At 46.3% G+C, this 22,081-nt stretch carries 20 protein-coding genes; 16 read left to right on the forward strand and 4 right to left on the reverse strand.

Annotated elements, in window-relative coordinates:
* Nucleotides 1-10: 10 nt before the first annotated feature.
* The 7 genes from WA279_RS02830 to prpB all read left to right on the forward strand — a co-directional run bounded on the left by WA279_RS02830 (nt 11) and on the right by prpB (nt 7,612).
* A complete protein-coding gene (locus WA279_RS02830; RefSeq protein ID WP_251187957.1) occupies nt 11-742 on the forward strand; it encodes a glycerophosphodiester phosphodiesterase in 732 nt (243 codons plus the stop codon).
* 126 nt (nt 743-868) lie between these two features.
* Nucleotides 869-2,050 (forward strand): acetyl-CoA C-acetyltransferase, encoded by a 1,182-nt coding sequence (locus tag WA279_RS02835; protein WP_251187958.1) that lies wholly within the window; start codon nt 869-871, stop codon nt 2,048-2,050.
* Nucleotides 2,051-2,074: 24 nt separating this feature from the next.
* Nucleotides 2,075-2,938 carry a 3-hydroxybutyryl-CoA dehydrogenase gene (locus tag WA279_RS02840; protein WP_251187959.1) on the forward strand — a complete coding sequence of 288 codons (864 nt, stop codon included), beginning with the start codon at nt 2,075-2,077 and terminating at the stop codon, nt 2,936-2,938.
* A gap of 27 nt (nt 2,939-2,965) precedes the next feature.
* Nucleotides 2,966-4,105 (forward strand): acyl-CoA dehydrogenase, encoded by a 1,140-nt coding sequence (locus WA279_RS02845; protein ID WP_336154183.1) that lies wholly within the window; start codon nt 2,966-2,968, stop codon nt 4,103-4,105.
* A gap of 33 nt (nt 4,106-4,138) precedes the next feature.
* Nucleotides 4,139-5,257, forward strand: coding sequence for a citrate synthase (gene mmgD / locus WA279_RS02850; RefSeq protein ID WP_336154184.1), 1,119 nt, complete (start codon nt 4,139-4,141; stop codon nt 5,255-5,257).
* A gap of 14 nt (nt 5,258-5,271) precedes the next feature.
* The gene (locus WA279_RS02855) at nt 5,272-6,690 is read left to right on the forward strand and encodes a bifunctional 2-methylcitrate dehydratase/aconitate hydratase (RefSeq protein ID WP_015251743.1); all 1,419 of its coding nucleotides are present in this window, start codon (nt 5,272-5,274) and stop codon (nt 6,688-6,690) included.
* A 16-nt stretch (nt 6,691-6,706) separates the two neighbouring features.
* Entirely contained in the window at nt 6,707-7,612 is a 906-nt protein-coding gene (gene prpB / locus WA279_RS02860; protein WP_327847413.1) for a methylisocitrate lyase, read from the forward strand.
* Nucleotides 7,613-7,653: 41 nt separating this feature from the next.
* On the opposite strand, the gene WA279_RS02865 is transcribed toward prpB, so the two are convergent.
* Nucleotides 7,654-7,890, reverse strand: a complete 237-nt coding sequence (locus WA279_RS02865) for a DUF2627 domain-containing protein (protein WP_003230304.1) — start codon at nt 7,888-7,890, stop codon at nt 7,654-7,656.
* Between the two features lie 152 nt (nt 7,891-8,042).
* Between WA279_RS02865 and WA279_RS02870 the strand changes: the two genes are divergently transcribed.
* From WA279_RS02870 to bfmBB, 8 genes are all read left to right on the forward strand, one after another.
* Nucleotides 8,043-10,121: a sigma 54-interacting transcriptional regulator gene (locus WA279_RS02870; protein WP_336154186.1), complete on the forward strand. Its 2,079-nt coding sequence runs from the start codon at nt 8,043-8,045 to the stop codon at nt 10,119-10,121.
* 124 nt (nt 10,122-10,245) lie between these two features.
* Nucleotides 10,246-11,145 carry a phosphate butyryltransferase gene (gene yqiS, locus WA279_RS02875; RefSeq protein WP_336154189.1) on the forward strand — a complete coding sequence of 300 codons (900 nt, stop codon included), beginning with the start codon at nt 10,246-10,248 and terminating at the stop codon, nt 11,143-11,145.
* An 11-nt stretch (nt 11,146-11,156) separates the two neighbouring features.
* Entirely contained in the window at nt 11,157-12,251 is a 1,095-nt protein-coding gene (gene bcd / locus WA279_RS02880; RefSeq protein ID WP_336154191.1) for a branched-chain amino acid dehydrogenase, read from the forward strand.
* Between the two features lie 18 nt (nt 12,252-12,269).
* The gene (buk, locus tag WA279_RS02885) at nt 12,270-13,361 is read left to right on the forward strand and encodes a butyrate kinase (RefSeq protein ID WP_049141231.1); all 1,092 of its coding nucleotides are present in this window, start codon (nt 12,270-12,272) and stop codon (nt 13,359-13,361) included.
* 20 nt (nt 13,362-13,381) lie between these two features.
* Complete coding sequence (lpdA, locus tag WA279_RS02890; RefSeq protein WP_336154194.1) at nt 13,382-14,806, forward strand: dihydrolipoyl dehydrogenase; 1,425 nt, start codon at nt 13,382-13,384, stop codon at nt 14,804-14,806.
* Nucleotides 14,807-14,827: 21 nt separating this feature from the next.
* Nucleotides 14,828-15,820: a 3-methyl-2-oxobutanoate dehydrogenase subunit alpha gene (gene bfmBAA, locus WA279_RS02895; RefSeq protein ID WP_336154195.1), complete on the forward strand. Its 993-nt coding sequence runs from the start codon at nt 14,828-14,830 to the stop codon at nt 15,818-15,820.
* Nucleotides 15,821-15,833: 13 nt separating this feature from the next.
* Entirely contained in the window at nt 15,834-16,817 is a 984-nt protein-coding gene (gene bfmBAB / locus WA279_RS02900; protein ID WP_336154196.1) for a 3-methyl-2-oxobutanoate dehydrogenase subunit beta, read from the forward strand.
* Nucleotides 16,818-16,839: 22 nt separating this feature from the next.
* Nucleotides 16,840-18,114 (forward strand): branched-chain alpha-keto dehydrogenase complex dihydrolipoyllysine-residue (2-methylpropanoyl)transferase, encoded by a 1,275-nt coding sequence (gene bfmBB / locus WA279_RS02905; RefSeq protein WP_336154199.1) that lies wholly within the window; start codon nt 16,840-16,842, stop codon nt 18,112-18,114.
* 61 nt (nt 18,115-18,175) lie between these two features.
* On the opposite strand, the gene bmrR is transcribed toward bfmBB, so the two are convergent.
* From bmrR to WA279_RS02920, 3 genes are all read right to left on the reverse strand, one after another.
* Nucleotides 18,176-19,012, reverse strand: a complete 837-nt coding sequence (bmrR, locus tag WA279_RS02910; protein ID WP_336154202.1) for a multidrug efflux transcriptional regulator BmrR — start codon at nt 19,010-19,012, stop codon at nt 18,176-18,178.
* Nucleotides 19,013-19,084: 72 nt separating this feature from the next.
* Entirely contained in the window at nt 19,085-20,254 is a 1,170-nt protein-coding gene (bmr, locus tag WA279_RS02915) for a multidrug efflux MFS transporter Bmr (RefSeq protein WP_336154203.1), read from the reverse strand.
* A gap of 100 nt (nt 20,255-20,354) precedes the next feature.
* On the reverse strand, nt 20,355-21,248 hold the full coding sequence (locus tag WA279_RS02920; protein WP_327829321.1) for a diacylglycerol kinase family lipid kinase: 894 nt from the start codon (nt 21,246-21,248) through the stop codon (nt 20,355-20,357).
* A gap of 160 nt (nt 21,249-21,408) precedes the next feature.
* On the opposite strand from WA279_RS02920, the gene brxB reads away from it, so the two are divergent.
* Complete coding sequence (brxB, locus tag WA279_RS02925) at nt 21,409-21,846, forward strand: bacilliredoxin BrxB (RefSeq protein ID WP_003226477.1); 438 nt, start codon at nt 21,409-21,411, stop codon at nt 21,844-21,846.
* Nucleotides 21,847-22,081: the final 235 nt, after the last annotated feature.

Raw genomic sequence — 22,081 nt, forward strand, 5'->3', positions numbered from 1 at the left:
AGGTGAAACGATGACAAAGATTTTTGCCCACCGGGGGGCCTCAGGTCAATTTCCCGAAAATACAATGCTTGCATTTGAAAAAGGAATTGAAGCCGGAGCGGATGGGATAGAGCTTGATGTACAGCTGACGAAAGACGGACGCATTGTTGTGATTCATGATGAAAGACTTAATCGCACGACATCACTTAAAGGATTCGTGAAGGATACAGCCTATGATGAGGTAAAGACTGCGAATGCGGCCGCTGGTCACGATCAAGCGTACAGCGATATAAAAGTGCCGCTGCTAGAAGATGTGCTCTCGTGGGCGGTAAAAAAGGATTTTCTCATCAACATTGAATTAAAAAACAGCGTGATCCGCTATGAGGGAATGGAAGAAAAAGTGCTGGAGGCAGTGAAGCGATTCAATGTAGAGGACAGAGTCATCCTATCCACGTTTAATCATGACAGCTTGGCGCTATGCGCCCGGCTTGCGCCGCATATCGAACGGGCAGTATTAACTTCAGATGTGCTTTACCAGGCAGATCGATATATCGCGTCTATTCCGGCTTCCGGCTATCACCCGAAGTTAAACAGCCCAGGGGTCACAGATGAAGTGCTAAAGAAAATGAGGAACAGTTCGATTAAGGTAAGGCCGTATACAGTCAATCGTCCGGAAGATATGAAGCGTCTCATTGAAGCGGGAGCAGACGGCATGTTTACCGACTTTCCAGAAAAGGCTTCGGCATTGCTGAAAAATGAATAGTTGTTAGAAGGAGGCTGTTTGACGCAGCCTTCTTTTTTCATTCATTCATGCCCGTTTCAAAGCATACATTCATAGAAGACAACTAGAAATTGTAAGCGCTGTCTATCTTCTGAATGAGGTGAAATCATGAGGAAAACAGTCATTGTAAGTGCTGCAAGAACGCCATTTGGCAAATTCGGCGGAGTTTTGAAAGAGGTGAAAGCTGCTGAGCTTGGGGGCATTGTGATGAAGGAGGCGATGAAACGGGCTGGAGTCTCTGGAAATGATGTAGAAGGAAACGTCATGGGCATGGTTGTCCAGGCCGGCTCAGGGCAGATACCTTCCCGTCAAGCTGCCCGTCTGGCGGGAATGCCTTGGAGTGTGCCGTCAGAAACACTGAATAAAGTCTGTGCTTCCGGCCTTCGCGCTGTCACTTTATGTGATCAAATGATTCGGGCGCAGGATGCGGACATACTTGTTGCGGGGGGAATGGAAAGCATGAGCAATATTCCGTATGCCGTTCCCGCCGGGCGCTGGGGAGCACGGATGGGGGACGGCGAGCTTAGGGACTTAATGGTGTATGACGGATTAATTTGCGCATTTGACGAGGTGCACATGGCTGTTCACGGAAATACAGCTGCCAAGGAATATGCAATCTCACGAAGGGAGCAGGACGAATGGGCGTTGAGAAGTCATGCAAGGGCAGCTAAGGCAGCCGATGAAGGGAAGTTTCAGGATGAAATTGTTCCCGTCAACTGGATCGGCCGAAAAGGAAAACCAAACGTAGTTGATAAAGATGAAGCGATTCGCCGTGACACAAGTCTGGATCAGCTCGCGGAACTTGCTCCGATTTATACAAGTGACGGTTCTATCACAGCCGGCAATGCTCCTGGGGTCAATGACGGAGCCGGCGCGTTCGTGCTGATGTCTGAGGAAAAAGCTGCTGAGCTTGGCAAACGGCCTCTGGCTACAATTCTTGGTTTTTCAACTACGGGAATGCCAGCGCACGAGCTGGCGGCAGCGCCGGGATTTGCCATTAACAAGCTCCTGAAAAAGAACGGTTTAACTGTCCAAGATATTGACTTGTTTGAAGTAAATGAAGCTTTTGCTTCAGTTGTTTTGACATGTAAAAAAATCGTAGGTTTCGATCTTGAAAAAGTAAATGTAAATGGCGGTGCGATCGCGCTCGGCCACCCGATTGGCGCGAGCGGGGCGAGAATTCTCATGACGCTTGTTTATGAATTAAAGCGGCGGGGAGGGGGTCTAGGCGTTGCCGCTATTTGCAGCGGGGCAGCACAGGGAGACGCCGTCTTAGTGCAGGTTCATTAAAACATGATGAAAAAGGGGATTTGAATGGAAATCAAACAAATCATGGTAGCTGGCGCAGGTCAGATGGGAAGCGGAATTGCTCAAACAGCTGCCGACGCGGGCTTTTATGTGCGGATGTATGATGTGAATAAAGAGGCTGCGGAGGCAGGATTGAAACGGCTGAAGAAACAGCTGGCCCGTGATGCTGAGAAAGGAAAAAGGACCGAGACGGAAGTGAAGAGCGTAATCAGCCGCATTTCGATTTCTCAAACGCTTGAGGAGGCAGAGCATGCGGACATTGTGATTGAGGCTATCGCAGAAAACATGGCGGCAAAAACTGAGATGTTTAAAACACTTGATCGCATGTGCCCGCCTCATACGATTTTGGCCAGCAATACATCTTCCTTGCCTATTACAGAAATCGCTGCTGTAACAAACCGGCCTCAACGGGTTATTGGCATGCATTTTATGAATCCCGTCCCTGTAATGAAGCTGGTTGAAGTGATTCGCGGCTTGGCTACATCAGAAGAAACGGCCTTAGATGTTATGGCATTAGCGAAAAAGATGGGGAAAACAGCGGTAGAAGTCAATGATTTTCCTGGGTTTGTTTCCAACCGTGTGCTTCTTCCAATGATTAATGAAGCCATCTATTGCGTGTATGAGGGAGTGGCGAAGCCGGAGGCAATAGACGAAGTGATGAAGCTGGGCATGAATCATCCGATGGGTCCGCTTGCATTAGCGGATTTTATCGGACTGGATACGTGTTTATCAATTATGGAAGTCCTTCACTCAGGCCTTGGCGATTCCAAATACCGTCCATGCCCGCTGCTCCGCAAGTATGTCAAAGCAGGCTGGCTTGGCAAAAAGAGCGGACGCGGTTTTTATGACTATGAGGAGAGGACTTCCTGAAGTCTATTCCATCCGGGGGTGGCCGAGTTGCATGTAACCCAAGAGCAAGTCATGATGCGAAAAATGGTGCGTGATTTTGCACGAAAAGAAATTGCTCCCGCTGCGGAAATCATGGAGAAAACGGACGAATTTCCCTTTCAGCTGATCAAAAAAATGGGTGAACACGGACTGATGGGAATACCGGTGCCGGAACAATACGGCGGTGCCGGGGCGGACGTTGTTTCTTATATTTTGGCGATTCATGAGATTTCTAGAATCAGCGCGGCTGTCGGCGTAATTCTCTCCGTTCATACCTCAGTCGGCACAAATCCGATTCTGTATTTCGGCAACGAAGAACAGAAGATGAAATATATACCAAAGCTCGCGTCAGGAGACCATTTGGGCGCATTTGCACTGACGGAGCCTCACTCGGGGTCGGATGCCGGGAGCCTCCGCACAACAGCAATCAAAAAGAACGGCAAATATCTATTAAACGGATCGAAAATATTCATAACGAATGGCGGAGCAGCTGATATCTATATCACATTTGCTTTAACAGCTCCAGATCAAGGCAGGCACGGGATTTCGGCTTTTATTGTTGAAAAAAACACACCCGGTTTTACCGTTGGAAAAAAAGAAAGAAAGCTGGGGCTTTATGGCTCCAATACTACGGAACTGATTTTTGATAATGCAGAAGTGCCTGAAGCCAATTTGCTTGGCAAAGAGGGGGATGGCTTTCACATTGCCATGGCGAATTTAAATGTCGGCCGGATCGGCATTGCGGCACAGGCCCTCGGAATTGCAGAGGCGGCTCTTGATCATGCCGTTAATTATGCGAAGCAGCGAGTGCAATTTGGAAGGCCGATCGCAGCCAATCAAGCCATTTCATTTAAGCTGGCTGACATGGCGACTAGAGCTGAGGCGGCAAGACATCTTGTCTACCACGCCGCAGACCTTCATAACCGTGGCCTAAACTGTGGAAAAGAAGCGTCTATGGCTAAACAATTTGCTTCCGATGCAGCCGTGAAGGCAGCGTTAGACGCTGTTCAAATTTATGGAGGATATGGCTATATGAAGGATTATCCGGTTGAGCGCCTGCTGCGCGATGCAAAGGTGACGCAAATCTATGAAGGGACGAATGAGATTCAAAGACTGATTATTTCCAAGCATTTGCTTGGCGGAACTTGATAGACAAAAAACGCAAAAACGGAGGTTGAGGATATGGAGGAGAACCAGCATTATTCTCCAGGGTTGGACGGTGTGATTGCGGCAGAAACTCATATTTCTTATCTCGACACGCAGTCCAGCCAGATTTTGATACGAGGCTATGATTTAATAGAACTTTCTGAAACAAAAAGCTATCTGGAGCTTGTCTATTTATTGCTGGAGGGCAGGCTGCCAGAAGAAAGTGAAATGGAGACGCTGGAACGTAAAATAAACAGTGCCGCAAGCCTGCCTGCTGATCATCTCCGTCTGCTTGAGCTGCTCCCTGAGAACACTCATCCAATGGATAGTCTGCGTACCGGCCTGTCGGCACTTGCTGGCTATGATCGGCAAATTGATGATCGGTCTCCTTCCGCAAACAAAGAACGCGCCTATCAGCTTCTTGGGAAAATGCCTGCCCTCACTGCTGCCAGCTACAGGATCATTAATAAGAAAGAACCGATTCTTCCGCTTCAAACCCTATCCTACAGTGCGAATTTTCTCTACATGATGACAGGGAAATTGCCGTCTTCATTGGAAGAACAGATTTTTGACCGGTCGCTCGTCCTGTATAGTGAGCATGAGATGCCGAATTCAACCTTTGCGGCCAGGGTCATTGCATCTACACATTCAGACCTTTATGGCGCTTTGACTGGAGCTGTCGCTTCCCTGAAAGGGAATCTTCACGGAGGAGCAAACGAAGCTGTGATGTATTTGCTTTTGGAGGCAAAAACGACATCTGATTTTGAGCAGCTTCTGCAAACAAAACTGAAAAGAAAAGAAAAAATCATGGGCTTCGGCCACCGGGTGTATATGAAAAAAATGGACCCGAGAGCACTCATGATGAAAGAGGCGCTGCAGCAATTATGCGATAAAGCCGGTGACCATCGTTTATATGAGATGTGCGAAGCGGGTGAGCGGCTGATGGAGAAGGAAAAAGGGCTTTACCCGAATTTGGATTACTATGCTGCCCCAGTGTATTGGATGCTCGGCATACCGATTCCTTTATATACGCCGGTCTTTTTCAGCGCGAGAACGTCCGGTTTATGCGCCCATGTGATAGAACAGCATGCCAATAATCGGCTCTTCCGTCCCCGTGTCAGTTACATGGGCCCGCGATATCAAACAAAACCATGAAAGGAACTGGTAGAATGCCGAAAACGGATCGTGTTATCGAAGAAATCACAGACTATGTGCTTGAGAAAGAGATTACTAGTGCCGAAGCGTATACTACAGCGGGGCATGTATTGCTGGATACCCTGGGCTGCGGGATCTTGGCGCTACGGTATCCGGAATGCACAAAGCTGCTTGGCCCGATTGTTCCAGGAACGACTGTGCCGAATGGAAGCAAAGTGCCGGGAACGTCATATGTTCTCGATCCTGTGAGGGCAGCGTTTAATATCGGCTGCATGATTCGCTGGCTCGATTACAACGATACGTGGCTGGCGGCGGAGTGGGGGCATCCATCCGATAACTTGGGAGGAATCCTTGCCGCTGCTGATTATGTATCAAGAGTGAGGCTGTCTGAAGGAAAAGAGCCGTTAACAGTACGCGACGTACTTGAGATGATGATCAAAGCACACGAGATTCAAGGTGTGCTGGCGTTAGAAAACAGCTTAAATCGAGTTGGCCTTGACCATGTGCTGTTTGTCAAAGTTGCGACAACTGCTGTTGCAGCAAAGCTTTTGGGCGGCGGAAGAGAAGAAATCAAAAATGCGCTTTCGAATGCATGGATTGACAATGCAGCATTGAGGACTTACCGCCATTCACCGAATACGGGCTCACGCAAATCATGGGCGGCAGGAGATGCAACGAGCAGAGGTGTTCATTTGGCGCTGATGTCGTTAAAAGGGGAAATGGGTTATCCGACAGCCCTGAGTGCACCGGGTTGGGGGTTCCAAGACGTTTTATTCAATAAGAAAGAGATCAAGCTTGCCCGTCCGCTCGACGCTTATGTCATGGAAAATGTGTTATTTAAAGTGTCTTATCCTGCGGAATTTCACGCCCAGACAGCGGCGGAGTGCGCCGTCATTCTTCACCCGCAGGTAAAGAACCGGATTGACGAGATTGACCGTGTTGTCATCAGAACGCATGAATCCGCTATCCGAATCATTGATAAAAAAGGCCCGCTCCACAATCCGGCAGACCGCGATCACTGTCTCCAATACATTACAGCAATCGGTTTGCTTTTTGGTGATATCACCGCACAGCATTATGAAGCTGAAACAGCGAGTGATCCGAGAATAGATAAACTTCGTGATAAAATGGAAGTAACTGAAAATAAAACATATACCGAGGATTATTTAAAACCTGATAAACGTTCCATCTCAAATGCCGTTCAGGTTCATTTTAAAGACGGAACGAGCACGGAAATGGTGGAATGTGAGTTTCCCCTCGGCCATCGTTTTCGAAGAGAGGAAGCAGTGCCGAAACTGCTGGAAAAGTTTTCTGACAATCTCAAAACCCATTTTCCTGATAAACAGCACAAACACATTTATGAGCGCTGTACCAGCTATGAGACATTACAAACGATGCGCGTAAATGAATTCGTAGACATGTTCTGCATGTAAAAGGGGGATTTGTTTCATGTCGTGGATCGTCAATAAGCAATCGTCACAAGAGGAGCTTGCCGGGCGTTTCCGCAAGCTGATGTCAGCACCGGACATTCTTCAAATTCCCGGCGCCCATGACGGGATGGCCGCTTTGCTTGCGAAAGAAGCCGGTTTTTCTGCTATTTATTTGTCCGGTGCTGCCTATACAGCCAGCAGAGGGCTGCCTGATTTAGGGATCATCACATCGGCAGAGATAGCTGAACGGGCCAAAGATCTTGTGCGTGCAGCTGATCTGCCTCTGCTTGTGGATATCGATACGGGATTTGGCGGTGTCTTAAATGCCGCCCGAACAGCTCGGGAGATGCTTGAAGCCAGGGTAGCAGCCGTTCAAATAGAAGACCAGCAGCTCCCAAAAAAATGTGGACATTTAAATGGCAAACAGTTAGTTCCGATAAAGGAAATGGCGCAAAAAATAAAAGCCATTAAACAAACGGCACCCTCCCTTATTGTTGTTGCCCGTACTGATGCCAGGGCGCAGGAAGGGCTTGATGCCGCAATAAAACGTTCAGAGGCTTACATTGAGGCGGGAGCGGACGCGATTTTCCCGGAAGCGCTACAGGCGGAGAATGAATTCCGCCAGTTTGCTGAGCGTATCTCCGTTCCGCTCCTTGCGAATATGACTGAATTTGGGAAAACGCCGTATTATCGTGCCGATGAATTCGAAGATATGGGGTTTCACATGGTGATATATCCTGTCACCTCGCTTCGAGCGGCGTCAAAAGCTTGTGAGCGGATGTTTGGTTTGATGAAGGAGCACGGCTCACAAAAAGAAGGACTTCATGATATGCAGACACGAAAAGAACTGTACGATACGATTTCTTATTATGACTATGAAGCGTTAGACAAAACGATTGCCAAGACCGTTTTGCCTGACGAATAATGCAACAAAAAAAGCCGGAGTATTCTCCGGCTTTTTTTCAGCTATCGTTTTCTGAATCGCGGGCTGACTTGATTGCGTTTTCTGTCTCTGTATAAAATGAATCCGGCCAGCACATAGAGGCCGATCGCAAAAAAGATGAATCCTGACAACCCTTGGAGCCAAAGAGCTGAAAATGGCTTGATTGTATGGCCGAAAAGTGTATCTCTCATCAGTTTAATGCCTAAAGCAGAAATAGCCCCGGGGATGACTAATATCAAAAGCGCAAGAAGTCGGCTCATCTTCAGAAAACCCCTTTATCTTTTCATTTCCTTTATTGTCCAGCGGAAAAAATATTTTGTCAAGAGAAGAAAACGTGGTAACATAGGGTTGTGCAAATTATTGCAACGGAATAAATAGGTGTGCAAATTTTTTCATACAAAGGGGTATCGGGATGCAAAAGGTACTGATAGTAGGTGCCGGCAAAAGGGGAACGGCGTTATTACATATTCTGATTAAAACAGCCATCATAGATATCATTGCCGTAGTTGACAAAGACCCCGAGGCGCCGGGATTGAAAGAAGCAGAACAGTATGGGATTGCCGTTTCATCTGATTGGAAACCTTACATACAACAAAAACCGGATATCGTCATTCATACCACCGGCGATCAAGCCGTGTTTGACGAGCTCCTTCAAAGAAAGCATGAAGATACCATTGTCATGCCGGGAAAAATGGCATACATCGTTTTTCAGCTGATGGAAGAAAAGCAGCACCTGATTCAAATGCTAAAAGAGCAAACCTATAAATATGACAGAATTTTTAATTCCACCCATGATGGAATGATTTTTATTGATATCAATGAAGAAATCATTCTCTTTAACCATATGGCCGAAAAAATGGTCGGGAAAAAACGTGAGGAAGTCATTGGGCGCCCAATAAAAGAAGTGATTCCGAGCACTAAGATGCCGCGGATTTTAAAAACAAGAGTGCCTGAATACAACCAGAAGCAGCTGTTAGGCGACCATTTGCAAATTGTGACCACAAGACTGCCGATTATTGATGAAGGCGGACGTCTGCTCGGGGCTCTTTGTGTGTTTAAAGATATCACTGATGCGGTCGAGCTGGCAGAGGAAGTGACCAACTTAAAGCAGGTCCGTACGATGCTGGAGGCAATTATTCAATCCTCCGATGAGGCGATTTCTGTCGTTGATGAAAACGGCATCGGCCTGCTAATCAATAAAGCGTATACGAAAATGACGGGGCTTTCTGAAAAAGAAGTCATCGGCAAGCCTGCAAACACTGATATTTCCGAAGGTGAAAGCATGCATTTAAAGGTGCTTGAAACAAGACGTCCTGTCCGCGGTGTCAGAATGAAGGTCGGCCCGAATGAAAAAGAGGTCATTGTTAATGTAGCACCGGTGATTGTGGACGGGATTTTGAAAGGCAGCGTCGGCGTGATTCACGATGTTTCCGAAATTAAAATGCTGACAGCGGAGCTTAATCGCGCCAGACAAATTATTCGCACGCTTGAAGCGAAATACACGTTTGACGACATTATCGGCAAAAGCGAGCAAATGTTGGTTGCGCTTGAGCAGGCGAAGCTCGGTGCGAAAACACCGGCAACCATCTTGCTGCGCGGGGAATCAGGAACAGGGAAAGAACTGTTCGCCCATGCCATCCATAACGAAAGTGACCGGAAATACAATAAATTTATTCGCGTGAATTGTGCAGCCCTTTCTGAAAACCTGCTCGAATCAGAATTGTTCGGCTATGAGGATGGTGCGTTTTCAGGAGCGAAGCGCGGCGGTAAAAAGGGTTTATTTGAGGAAGCAAATAACGGCAGTATTTTCTTAGATGAAATCGGTGAGCTGACACAAAATATGCAGGCCAAATTGCTACGCGTCCTTCAAGAAAAGGAAATCGTCAGAGTGGGCGGCACGAAAGCGATCCCTGTCAACGTCAGAGTGATCGCGGCGACAAATGTAAATATTGAAAAGGCGATGGCGGATGGAAAGTTTCGCGAAGACCTGTATTACCGGATCAACCGCTATCCCATCTCCATTCCGCCTTTGCGTCAGCGGTTGGAGGACATTGAAGCACTAAGCGTCAGACTTATCCAAAAGATCAACCGGGATTACGGCAGGAATGTAAAAGGGCTCTCGCAGCAAGCCTTGCGCGCCTTATCTGCTTACCATTGGCCTGGGAATGTCCGGGAGCTTGAAAATGTCCTTGGACGAGCCATGATTTTTCTGAATCCGCATATGGAATGGATTGAAAAAGATCACTTGCCTGTATTCGAACTTGAGAAAAAAGAAAATGACACAGATCAGGGAACAGGTTTTGATTTTCCGGATATTGAAGGCGAAAAGCTGTCTGTCGCAGTAGAAAAATTTGAAGCGCATTTGATCCAGCAAACGCTTGAAAAGCATCATTTTAACCGGACAAAAACAGCAAAAGCTCTCGGTGTCAGCATTCGAAACTTATATTACAAAATGGATAAATATGGCCTTGCAAATGAAGGCATGCAATAATTTGCAGAATAAACGCAAACATCTGCACGAATGTTTCAATATACCTGGTATGACAGCATCCTTAAGAGCTGGCACGAAACTTGCATAATAAAAAGCGGAGTCGAAACAAGAAAGGTGGTAGCAGATGAAGCTGAAAGATTTAATTGGCAAAGCGTCGATGCACAAAAACAAGACCATTGCGGTTGCTCATGCTGAGGATGAGGAAGTGATCCGGGCTGTAAAGCTGGCTGCCGAGCACCTATCCGCCCGTTTCTTGTTAACGGGCGACAGCAAAAAACTGAACGAGCTGACATCATCCATGCAAGGGCATCAAGTGGAAATCGTCCATGCCGATACACCTGAGGAGTCGGCGAAATTAGCGGTTCGTGCTGTGCATCATAAAACAGCGGACGTTTTAATGAAAGGGAATGTGCCGACTTCTGTTTTGCTTAAAGCGGTATTGAACAGACAGGAGGGGCTTCGGTCAGCAAGTGTCCTTTCTCACGTGGCTGTCTTCGATATACCGGATTTTGACCGGCTGATGTTTGTGACAGATTCGGCAATGAATATTGCTCCTTCGCTGGAAGAGCTCCGGCAGATTTTGCAAAATGCCGTTCATGTGGCCCATGCAGTAGGGAACAATATGCCAAAAGCAGCTGCTCTTGCAGCGGTCGAAACGGTGAACCCAAAAATGGAAGCAACCGTGAATGCAGCTGCTCTAGCTCAAATGTACAAAAGGGGCCAGATCAAAGGCTGCATTGTTGATGGACCGCTTGCTTTGGATAACGCAGTTTCACAAATTGCCGCGGCCCAGAAAAACATTTCGGGAGACGTAGCGGGCAACGCAGATATTCTTCTCGTCCCAACAATTGAGGCCGGCAATATTTTATATAAATCACTGATTTATTTTGCCAAGGCCAGCGTGGCGGCTGTCATTACAGGAGCAAAAGCACCGATTGCCTTAACAAGCAGAGCGGACTCTGCTGAAAATAAACTGTATTCCATTGCGCTGGCAATATGCGCATCTGAAGAATACACACATTAGGAGGAACGAACATGGAACTTTTTAAATATATGGAGAAATACGATTACGAACAATTGGTATTCTGCCAGGATGAACAATCTGGATTAAAAGCGATTATCGCCATTCATGATACAACGCTTGGTCCGGCGCTTGGCGGAACGAGAATGTGGACATATGAAAATGAAGAAGCGGCAATTGAAGATGCGCTCAGATTGGCTAGAGGCATGACCTATAAGAACGCGGCGGCAGGCTTAAACCTTGGCGGCGGAAAAACAGTCATTATCGGCGATCCGCGCAAAGACAAAAATGAAGAAATGTTCCGCGCGTTTGGCCGCTATATTCAAGGGCTGAACGGCAGATACATCACGGCTGAAGATGTGGGCACAACGGTCGAGGATATGGATATCATTCATGATGAAACAGACTACGTTACAGGGATTTCTCCTGCTTTCGGCTCTTCTGGAAATCCGTCCCCAGTCACAGCGTACGGGGTGTACAGAGGAATGAAGGCAGCAGCTAAAGCTGCTTTCGGAACCGACTCTCTTGAAGGAAAAACTATTGCTGTACAGGGTGTTGGGAACGTAGCCTATAACCTTTGCCGCCACCTGCATGAAGAAGGAGCAAACTTAATCGTTACGGATATCAACAAACAATCTGTACAGCGTGCAGTTGAAGATTTTGGCGCCCGTGCGGTAGATCCTGATGATATTTATTCACAAGACTGCGATATTTATGCGCCGTGTGCCCTTGGTGCGACTATTAACGACGATACCATTAAACAGCTGAAGGCGAAAGTGATCGCAGGTGCGGCTAACAACCAATTAAAAGAGACACGCCATGGTGATCAAATTCACGAAATGGGCATCGTTTATGCACCGGATTACGTGATTAACGCGGGCGGTGTTATCAACGTGGCAGATGAGCTTTACGGCTATAATGCAGAACGTGCATTGAAAAAAGTTGAAGGCATTTACGGCAATATCGAGCGTGTACTTGAGATTTCTCAGCGTGACTGCATTCCTGCATATTTAGCGGCTGACCGCTTGGCAGAGGAACGGATTGAACGCATGCGCCGCTCAAGAAGCCAGTTTTTGCAAAACGGCCACAGTGTATTAAGCAGACGTTAAGAAATTGATCTGGAGGTTATGAAAGTGCTACATGACGAAAAACGCATTCTCACAATTAATCCAGGCTCAACTTCAACGAAAATCGGTGTTTTTCATAACGAAAGAAGCATTTTTGAAAAAACATTGAGACACAACATAGAAGAGCTGCAGCGATTTGACCGAATTATTGATCAGTATGAATTTCGTAAAAACCATATTCTCGAAACGCTTCATGAACAGGGAATCAATATTTCAAAGTTTGATGCAGTCTGCGCAAGAGGCGGCCTTCTCCGGCCAATTGAAGGCGGGACCTACGTAGTGAATGATGAGATGATTGAGGATTTGAAAAGCGGCTACGCCGGTCAGCATGCTTCTAATCTCGGCGGCATTATCGCGCGGGAAATCGCTGATGGCCTGAATATCCCTTCGTATATCGTCGACCCTGTTGTCGTAGACGAAATGTCAGTGCTTGCGAAAGTTTCAGGCATGCCTGAAATTGAACGGAAAAGCATTTTCCATGCGTTAAACCAAAAAGCTGTCGCTCGTAAAGCGGCAGCCTCTCTTGGCAAACGATATGAGAACATGAAAATGATTATTACCCATATGGGCGGAGGTATTACAATTGGCGTCCATGACCGCGGGCGAGTGGTAGATGTCAATAACGGCCTGCACGGCGAGGGACCATTCAGTCCTGAACGAGCAGGAACAGTGCCTGCGGGAGATCTTGTTGATCTATGTTTTTCAGGGGAATATACAAAAGAAGAAATCATGAAAAAGCTTGTTGGCACCGGCGGACTTTTAGGCTATCTCGGTACAAATGATGCAGTAAAAGTGGAACAAATGATTCAGGGGGGCGATGAAAAAGCCCGCTTCATTTATGATGCCATGGCATATCAGGTAGCAAAGGAAATCGGGGCAGCCAGCGCGGCGTTAAAAGGCGAAGTTGAAGCGATTGTGCTGACGGGAGGCCTTGCGTACGGCAAAAGCTTTGTTTCTGCTATCAGATCATACATAGATTGGATTTCAGACGTTTTAGTTTATCCGGGTGAAAATGAACTGCAGTCTCTTGCCCAAGGGGCGCTCAGAGTGTTGCTGGGCGAAGAGCAATCCAAACAATATCGTATTGAATAGACAGACAGGAGTGAGTCACCATGGCAACTGAGTATGACGTAGTCATTCTGGGCGGCGGTACTGGCGGTTATGTTGCGGCCATCAGAGCCGCTCAGCTCGGCTTAAAAACAGCCGTTGTGGAAAAGGAAAAACTTGGAGGAACATGTCTGCATAAAGGCTGTATCCCGAGTAAAGCGCTGCTTAGAAGCGCAGAGGTATACCGGACAGCTCGTGAAGCCGATCAATTCGGGGTGGAAACGGCTGGCGTGTCCCTCAATTTTGAAAAAGTGCAGCAGCGTAAGCAAGCCGTTGTTGATAAGCTTGCAGCGGGTGTAAATCATTTAATGAAAAAAGGAAAAATTGACGTGTACACCGGATATGGACGTATCCTTGGACCGTCAATCTTCTCTCCGCTGCCGGGAACAATTTCTGTTGAGCGGGGAAATGGCGAAGAAAATGACATGCTGATCCCGAAACAAGTGATCATTGCAACAGGATCAAGACCGAGAATGCTTCCGGGTCTTGAAGCGGACGGTAAGTCTGTACTGACTTCAGATGAGGCGCTCAAAATGGAGGAGCTGCCACAATCAATCATCATTGTCGGCGGAGGGGTTATCGGTATCGAATGGGCGTCTATGCTTCATGATTTTGGCGTGAAGGTAACGGTTATTGAATACGCGGATCGCATATTGCCGACTGAAGATCTAGAGATTTCAAAAGAAATGGAAAGTCTTCTTGAGAAAAAAGGCATCCAGTTCATAACAGGGGCAAAAGTGCTGCCTGACACAATGACAAAAACATCAGACGATATCAGCATACAAGCGGAAAAAGACGGAGAAACCGTTACCTACTCTGCTGAGAAAATGCTTGTTTCCATCGGCAGACAGGCAAATATCGAAGGCATCGGCCTAGAGAACACCGATATTGTTACTGAAAATGGCATGATTTCAGTCAATGAAAGCTGCCAGACGAAGGAATCTCATATTTATGCAATCGGAGACGTAATCGGTGGCCTGCAGTTAGCTCACGTTGCTTCACATGAGGGAATTATTGCTGTTGAGCATTTTGCAGGTCTCAATCCGCATCCGCTTGATCCGACGCTTGTGCCGAAGTGCATTTACTCAAGCCCTGAAGCTGCCAGTGTCGGCTTAACCGAAGACGAAGCAAAGGCGAACGGGCATAATGTCAAAATCGGCAAGTTCCCATTTATGGCGATTGGAAAAGCGCTTGTATACGGTGAAAGCGACGGATTTGTCAAAATCGTGGCGGACCGAGATACAGATGATATTCTCGGCGTTCATATGATCGGCCCGCATGTCACCGACATGATTTCTGAAGCGGGTCTTGCCAAAGTGCTGGACGCAACGCCGTGGGAGGTCGGGCAAACGATTCACCCGCATCCAACGCTTTCTGAAGCAATTGGAGAAGCAGCGCTTGCCGCAGATGGCAAAGCCATTCATTTTTAAAAGCATAAAGGAGGGGCTTGAATGAGTACAAACCGACATCAAGCACTAGGGCTGACTGATCAGGAAGCCGTTGATATGTATAGAACCATGCTGTTAGCAAGAAAAATCGATGAAAGAATGTGGCTGTTAAACCGTTCTGGCAAAATTCCATTTGTAATTTCTTGTCAAGGACAGGAAGCAGCACAGGTAGGAGCGGCTTTCGCACTTGACCGTGAAATGGATTATGTATTGCCGTACTACAGAGACATGGGTGTCGTGCTCGCGTTTGGCATGACAGCAAAGGACTTAATGATGTCCGGGTTTGCAAAAGCAGCAGATCCGAACTCAGGAGGCCGCCAGATGCCAGGGCATTTCGGACAAAAGAAAAACCGCATTGTGACGGGATCATCTCCGGTTACAACGCAAGTGCCGCACGCAGTCGGTATTGCGCTTGCGGGACGTATGGAGAAAAAGGATATCGCAGCCTTTGTTACATTTGGGGAAGGGTCTTCAAACCAAGGCGATTTCCATGAAGGGGCGAACTTTGCCGCTGTCCATAAGCTGCCGGTTATTTTCATGTGTGAAAACAACAAATACGCAATCTCAGTGCCTTACGATAAGCAAGTCGCATGTGAGAACATTTCCGACCGTGCCATAGGCTATGGGATGCCTGGCGTAACTGTGAATGGAAATGATCCGCTGGAAGTTTATCAAGCGGTCAAAGAAGCACGCGAAAGGGCACGCAGAGGAGAAGGCCCGACATTAATTGAAACGATTTCTTACCGCCTTACACCACATTCCAGTGATGATGATGACAGCAGCTACAGAGGCCGTGAAGAAGTAGAGGAAGCGAAAAAAAGTGATCCCCTGCTTACTTATCAAGCTTACTTAAAGGAAACAGGCCTGCTGTCCGATAAGATAGAACAAACCATGCTGGATGAAATTATGGCAATCGTAAATGAAGCGACGGATGAAGCGGAGAACGCCCCTTATGCAGCTCCTGAGTCAGCGCTTGATTATGTGTATGCGAAGTAGGGAGGAAGAACAAATGTCAGTAATGTCATATATTGATGCAATCAATTTGGCGATGAAAGAAGAAATGGAACGAGATTCTCGCGTCTTCGTCCTTGGGGAAGATGTAGGAAGAAAAGGCGGTGTGTTTAAAGCGACAGCCGGACTCTATGAACAATTTGGGGAAGAGCGCGTTATGGATACGCCGCTTGCTGAATCTGCGATCGCAGGAGTCGGTATCGGAGCGGCAATGTACGGAATGAGACCGATTGCTGAAATGCAGTTTGCTGATTTCATTATGCCGGCGGTCAACCAAATTATTTCTGAGGCGGCTAAAATCCGCTACCGCAGCAACAATGACTGGAGCTGTCCGGTTGTCGTCAGAGCGCCATACGGCGGAGGCGTGCACGGAGCCCTGTATCATTCTCAATCAGTCGAAGCAATTTTCGCCAACCAGCCAGGACTGAAAATTGTCATGCCATCAACGCCATATGACGCGAAAGGGCTCTTAAAAGCCGCAGTTCGTGATGAAGACCCAGTGCTGTTTTTTGAGCACAAGCGGGCATACCGTCTGATAAAGGGAGAGGTTCCGGCTGATGATTATGTCCTGCCAATTGGCAAGGCTGACGTAAAACGGGAAGGCGACGACATCACAGTGATCACATACGGTCTGTGTGTCCACTTCGCCTTACAAGCTGCAGAACGTCTCGAAAAAGATGGCATTTCAGCGCATGTGGTGGATTTAAGAACAGTTTACCCGCTTGATAAAGAAGCCATCATCGAAGCTGCGTCCAAAACTGGAAAGGTTCTTTTGGTCACAGAAGATACAAAAGAAGGCAGCATCATGAGCGAAGTAGCCGCAATTATATCCGAGCATTGTCTGTTCGACTTAGACGCGCCGATCAAACGGCTTGCAGGTCCTGATATTCCGGCTATGCCTTATGCGCCGACAATGGAAAAATACTTTATGGTCAACCCTGATAAAGTGGAAGCGGCGATGAGAGAATTAGCGGAGTTTTAAAGACGTAAGGGAGGATACAATCATGGCAATTGAACAAATGACGATGCCGCAGCTTGGAGAAAGCGTAACAGAGGGGACGATCAGCAAATGGCTTGTCGCCCCCGGTGATAAAGTGAACAAATACGATCCGATCGCGGAAGTCATGACAGATAAGGTAAATGCAGAGGTTCCGTCTTCTTTTACTGGTACGATAACAGAGCTTGTGGGAGAAGAAGGCCAAACCCTGCAAGTCGGAGAAGTGATTTGCAAAATTGAAACAGAAGGCGCGAATCCGGCTGAACAAAAACAAGAACAGCCAGCTGCTTCAAAAGCCGCTGAGACGCCTGCTGCAAAAAGTGCCGAAGCAGCTGATCAGCCCAATAAAAAGCGCTACTCGCCAGCTGTACTCCGTTTGGCCGGAGAGCACGGCATTGATCTTGATCAAGTAACAGGAACAGGTGCCGGCGGGCGCATTACACGAAAAGACATTCAGCGCTTAATTGAAACAGGCGGCGTACAAGAACAGAAGGCTGAGGAGCCTAAAACAGCAGCTCCTGCACCGAAGTCTGCATCAAAACCTGAGCCAAAAGAAGAGACGTCATATCCTGCGTCTGCAGCTGGTGATAAAGAAATTCCTGTTACAGGTGTAAGAAAAGCAATTGCTTCCAATATGACGCGAAGCAAAACAGAAATTCCGCATGCTTGGACGATGATGGAAGTCGACGTCACAAATATGGTTGCATATCGCAACAGTATAAAAGATTCCTTTAAGAAGACAGAAGGCTTTAATTTAACGTTCTTCGCCTTTTTTGTAAAAGCGGTCGCTCAGGCGTTAAAAGAATTCCCGCAAATGAATAGCATGTGGGCGGGGGACAAAATTATTCAGAAAAAGGATATCAATATTTCAATTGCAGTTGCCACAGAGGATTCTTTATTTGTACCAGTGATTAAAAACGCTGATGAAAAAACAATTAAAGGCATTGCGAAAGACATTACCGGCCTAGCTAAAAAAGTAAGAGACGGAAAACTCACTGCAGATGACATGCAGGGAGGCACGTTTACCGTCAACAACACAGGTTCGTTCGGCTCTGTTCAGTCGATGGGCATTATCAACTACCCTCAGGCTGCGATTCTTCAAGTAGAATCCATCGTCAAACGCCCGGTTGTCATGGACAATGGCATGATTGCTGTCAGAGACATGGTTAATCTGTGTCTGTCCTTAGATCACAGAGTGCTTGACGGTCTCGTGTGCGGACGATTCCTGGGACGTGTGAAACAAATTTTAGAATCGATTGACGAGAAGACATCTGTTTACTAAATAAGCAAAAAGAGCATTTTTTGAAGTTTTGTTTCAAAAAATGCTCTTTTTCTATGCTTTATTATTCAGCGATCTGTATTTTCATTTCAACCCGATATTCTTCTTGTTTTTTCGGGGAGTAATGAATCGGTATGATTAACTCGTATACATCACTGACAACTGTTAATTGGCGGTCTGCGATATACTTGATAAGCTTCTGTAAGTTGAGAAAATAATGTTCAGGCGAAAAATTATACGCGATACACGCATACCTCCCTTTAGGGATTGTTGTGATTTCCATATCCGGCGTAATTGATGAAATCTGTTTATTCGTCAATACAGGCGTGAAAATATGACGGTAAGTCATTTCATCAATGCTGGTGTAGGGCTGAAAAGAGAAAGTAGCGCCGTAGCTATTGTTCGTAAATCCATCTGCTGATTCGATAAATTTTTTTAATTTGCTGTAGTAGGCATTGAGCACGTTTTCAGGCCCGATTCCTTCTGCCTCTGTCTGAATGATCCGTATTTCTTCTTCATCTAAAACAAACACCTCACCGAGCGCGGGATATTCCATCTGCCGTTTCATCCGCTTTTTCACCAATGAAATGGTTTGCTCCAGTGCTGATAAAAAGTCTAATTTCTCCCTGATTTGCCTCTCCTGCTCGGTATAAAAAGCAAACAGTTCTTCCATCTCTAAGTCCTGTGCTTTTTTCATCTCTTCTAAAGGTGTGCCGATATATTTCAATGATTTGATCAAATCCAGATGAATGAGCTGAGAATCTGTATAATAGCGGTAGCTGGTATTCGGGTCGACGTAGGCTGGTTTAAATAAATCAATTTTATCGTAATAACGGAGCGCTTTAATCGACACGTTTGCCAGTTTTGAAACTTCCCCAATTGAGTAATACGATTCCTTCATGCCATCACTCCTTCTATCATCAGTATAAAGAAGAAGCGCATTCTTTGCAGTACACAAAGAATGCGCTTCTTATCACGTGCTGGCTTTAAGATGTGCAGGCGCTTTCCAAGCAATGGTTAGTGCAATCCCTATGGCTAAGGTGACCGTTGCAAAGTAGAAAGGATAGTTTACATCAATATCGAACAGCATTCCGCCGATAATAGGCCCGAATACATTGCCGATACTTGTAAACATTGAATTCATACCGCCGGCAAACCCCTGTTCATTTCCCGCAATCTTTGACAGGTAAGTCGTTACCGCAGGCCTCATGAGATCAAATCCGACAAATACGGTAACTGTCACCAGCAGAATCGCAACATATGAATGTACCGTTGTCAGCAAGAATACCAGACTCGTCGAGAGAATTAAGCTGTACCGAATTAAATGGATTTCGCCAAACCATCTTGTGAAGCGGTCGAATAAGACGACTTGCGTAATGGCGCCAACAATCGCTCCTCCTGTAATCATAATGGCAATGTCGCTGGCCGTAAATCCGAATTTATGATCTACGAATAATGCAAATAAAGATTCAAATGATGCTAAACCAAAAGACGAAATTAAGATAATGAGAAAAGCTATGAAATACTTGGGGGCAAAAATCCGTTTAAAGCCTGTCTTCTGTCCTTTTATTTCCTGATTTTCAGGGTTTCGTTCCGGCTCGCGCAGCGTGAGGATTGATAAAATGGCTGCTAACAGTGCAAAAGCTGCCGCAAAGAAAAAAGGCAGCCGGGAATGGACTTCTGCTAAAAATCCCCCGATGCCGGGGCCGATAATAAATCCTGTTGAAATAGCGGCTGACATATAACCGAGCGCTTTCGGCCTCGTTTTAATGGTCGTGATATCTGCAATAAAAGCCGTGACCCCGGGCATAATGAAGGCTGCGCTGATACCGCCCAGCATACGGGAGATAAATAACATCTCAACTGTTTTTCCAATGCCGAATAAAAACTCCGACACACTAAAGAACAACAGGCCGATCACGATCATGATCTTGCGCCCGAAGCGATCAACCCATCGTCCGGCTATTGGTGAGACAATGAGCTGTGTAATAGCGAAGCAGGCAACCATATAGCCGACCGCGGTCCCCGATAAATGCAATTCATTCATAATGGTCGGCGTTACTGGAATCACAAGCCCGATCCCCAAAAAAGCAATAAATAAATTGGTTAATAATATCGTTAAGGTAATATTTTTCTTCTCCATATGACTTCCCCTTTTTCAAGTGTATATCCCTTATACTGTAAGACCTCCTCCTAGGGGAGAGTCAACGGATTTGCAAAATCTTTCTAAAGCCTTATGACAGTTATTCATTTGCGGGAACAAGCATGTCGATATGCTGCGGCAGGACCTGAATGACTGCGGGTGTATGTGTATAAACTTCTCCATCCATATCCGCCTTTTTGGCAGTGTCTGTTTCAATTTCGATACGGGAGGCCTGGACATAGGACAGCTCTCCGGTAAAACGATCAATTGAGCCCTGTTCCATGCTCATCAGCTCCCGCAACGCGGTGAGGTTGGTGTTGCGGCATATGAGAACATCAAGTAAGCCGTCTTCAATACTGGCATCGGGCAGAGGAATTCGATTCGTTCCAATGTATTGGCCATTCATCACAAGCAGCATAACGGCTTCTTCTTTAATTTCTTTTCCGTCAATTTTCAATGTCATCGGAAACGATGCAGCGGATGAGACGGTTCGCAATGCACTTGTAAAATAGCTGATTTTTCCCAATAATGCTTTTTCCGTTTCGTTGATTTGATTCGACGTTTCTGCAATTAAGCCGATCCCCCAGAAATTTAAAAAATAACGGTCATTCATCTGACATACGTCTACGCTGGTTTTATTTCCTGCCATAAGTGCTTCCGCGGCCTTTGCAAGATTTTGAGGGATGCCAAGCACTCTTGAAAAGTCATTGCACGTGCCGCCGGGCAAAATTCCGACCGCGGGTTTTCTTTCTAGAGCGCTGATAGCATTTATGCATTGATGGATCGTGCCGTCGCCGCCGAGAATGAAGACGGTGTCGATAGAATCATCAATGGATTGGCAAAAATGATACGCATCATCCTTTTTCTTTGTCTGCTTAATAATCACCTCATCTAAATGGTGAGATAAAACCGGCACCACAGCACCAAGTGCTTTTTCTATATTTTTGTTGCCGGCATTTCCGTTATGAATCAGTAACGCTTTCCTGTGGCTCATATACAACTGCTCCTTTATTTTACTTCTTATTATATAATCCCCTTTTTCTGTAAGCAGTAAACGAAGAGCAAAAAAAGTGCACGGCGAAGCAAAGTCATTTGCCGATATGGACGTTTCCTTGCTATCATAAGAACAGATGATGAAAAAGGAGAGGTCTTCATTGAACATGGACTTTAATTTATTTATGAATGATATTGTCCGCCAAGCGAGACAAGAAATAACAGCTGCCGGATACACCGAGCTTAAAACAGCCGAAGAGGTGGATGAGGCACTTACGAAAAAAGGAACGACGCTTGTCATGGTAAACTCTGTTTGCGGATGCGCCGGAGGAATTGCAAGACCGGCAGCCTACCATTCCGTTCACTATGATAAAAGACCTGATCAGCTCGTCACCGTTTTTGCCGGACAGGACAAAGAAGCGACAGCGCGTGCGCGTGACTATTTTGAAGGTTATCCGCCATCTTCTCCGTCCTTTGCGATTTTGAAAGACGGAAAGATCATGAAAATGGTAGAGCGCCATGAAATTGAAGGCCACGAGCCGATGGCCGTAGTGGCAAAGCTGCAGGAAGCCTTTGAAGAATATTGTGAAGAAGTATAAGACGAACAACCCGGATGCCCAAGCGGCCCGGGTTTTTTTTGTGCATAAATTTCCAAGGGTATATGAATAAATATTAAGGGATTATTCAATCTGATTGTACAGCGATTTAATTTTTATCTAGTAATATCAAAAGAGATCACTGGAAAGATAAGCTTGAAGATAATTTTTAAAAATAGTATTGCATAAAAATAAGAAACTGTTTAAAATACAAATTAACGAATAAATATTCAAATAC

Origin of the sequence: Bacillus sp. 204(2023), assembly GCF_037027505.1 — a bacterium.
Classification (GTDB): domain Bacteria; phylum Bacillota; class Bacilli; order Bacillales; family Bacillaceae; genus Bacillus; species Bacillus subtilis.

Bases quoted from the DNA above. Each gene is read 5' to 3' on its own strand.
- lpdA (WP_336154194.1), top strand. From the start codon at position 13,382: ATGGCAACTGAGTATGACGTAGTCATTCTGGGCGGCGGTACTGGCGGT.
- WA279_RS02835 (WP_251187958.1), top strand. From the start codon at position 869: ATGAGGAAAACAGTCATTGTAAGTGCTGCAAGAACGCCATTTGGCAAA.
- bfmBAA (WP_336154195.1), top strand. From the start codon at position 14,828: ATGAGTACAAACCGACATCAAGCACTAGGGCTGACTGATCAGGAAGCC.
- bfmBAB (WP_336154196.1), top strand. From the start codon at position 15,834: ATGTCAGTAATGTCATATATTGATGCAATCAATTTGGCGATGAAAGAA.
- bfmBB (WP_336154199.1), top strand. From the start codon at position 16,840: ATGGCAATTGAACAAATGACGATGCCGCAGCTTGGAGAAAGCGTAACA.
- WA279_RS02830 (WP_251187957.1), top strand. From the start codon at position 11: ATGACAAAGATTTTTGCCCACCGGGGGGCCTCAGGTCAATTTCCCGAA.
- prpB (WP_327847413.1), top strand. From the start codon at position 6,707: ATGTCGTGGATCGTCAATAAGCAATCGTCACAAGAGGAGCTTGCCGGG.
- WA279_RS02840 (WP_251187959.1), top strand. From the start codon at position 2,075: ATGGAAATCAAACAAATCATGGTAGCTGGCGCAGGTCAGATGGGAAGC.
- buk (WP_049141231.1), top strand. From the start codon at position 12,270: ATGAAAGTGCTACATGACGAAAAACGCATTCTCACAATTAATCCAGGC.
- yqiS (WP_336154189.1), top strand. From the start codon at position 10,246: ATGAAGCTGAAAGATTTAATTGGCAAAGCGTCGATGCACAAAAACAAG.
- bmr (WP_336154203.1), bottom strand. From the start codon at position 20,254: ATGGAGAAGAAAAATATTACCTTAACGATATTATTAACCAATTTATTT.
- bcd (WP_336154191.1), top strand. From the start codon at position 11,157: ATGGAACTTTTTAAATATATGGAGAAATACGATTACGAACAATTGGTA.
- mmgD (WP_336154184.1), top strand. From the start codon at position 4,139: ATGGAGGAGAACCAGCATTATTCTCCAGGGTTGGACGGTGTGATTGCG.
- bmrR (WP_336154202.1), bottom strand. From the start codon at position 19,012: ATGAAGGAATCGTATTACTCAATTGGGGAAGTTTCAAAACTGGCAAAC.
- WA279_RS02865 (WP_003230304.1), bottom strand. From the start codon at position 7,890: ATGAGCCGACTTCTTGCGCTTTTGATATTAGTCATCCCCGGGGCTATT.
- WA279_RS02870 (WP_336154186.1), top strand. From the start codon at position 8,043: ATGCAAAAGGTACTGATAGTAGGTGCCGGCAAAAGGGGAACGGCGTTA.
- WA279_RS02855 (WP_015251743.1), top strand. From the start codon at position 5,272: ATGCCGAAAACGGATCGTGTTATCGAAGAAATCACAGACTATGTGCTT.
- WA279_RS02920 (WP_327829321.1), bottom strand. From the start codon at position 21,248: ATGAGCCACAGGAAAGCGTTACTGATTCATAACGGAAATGCCGGCAAC.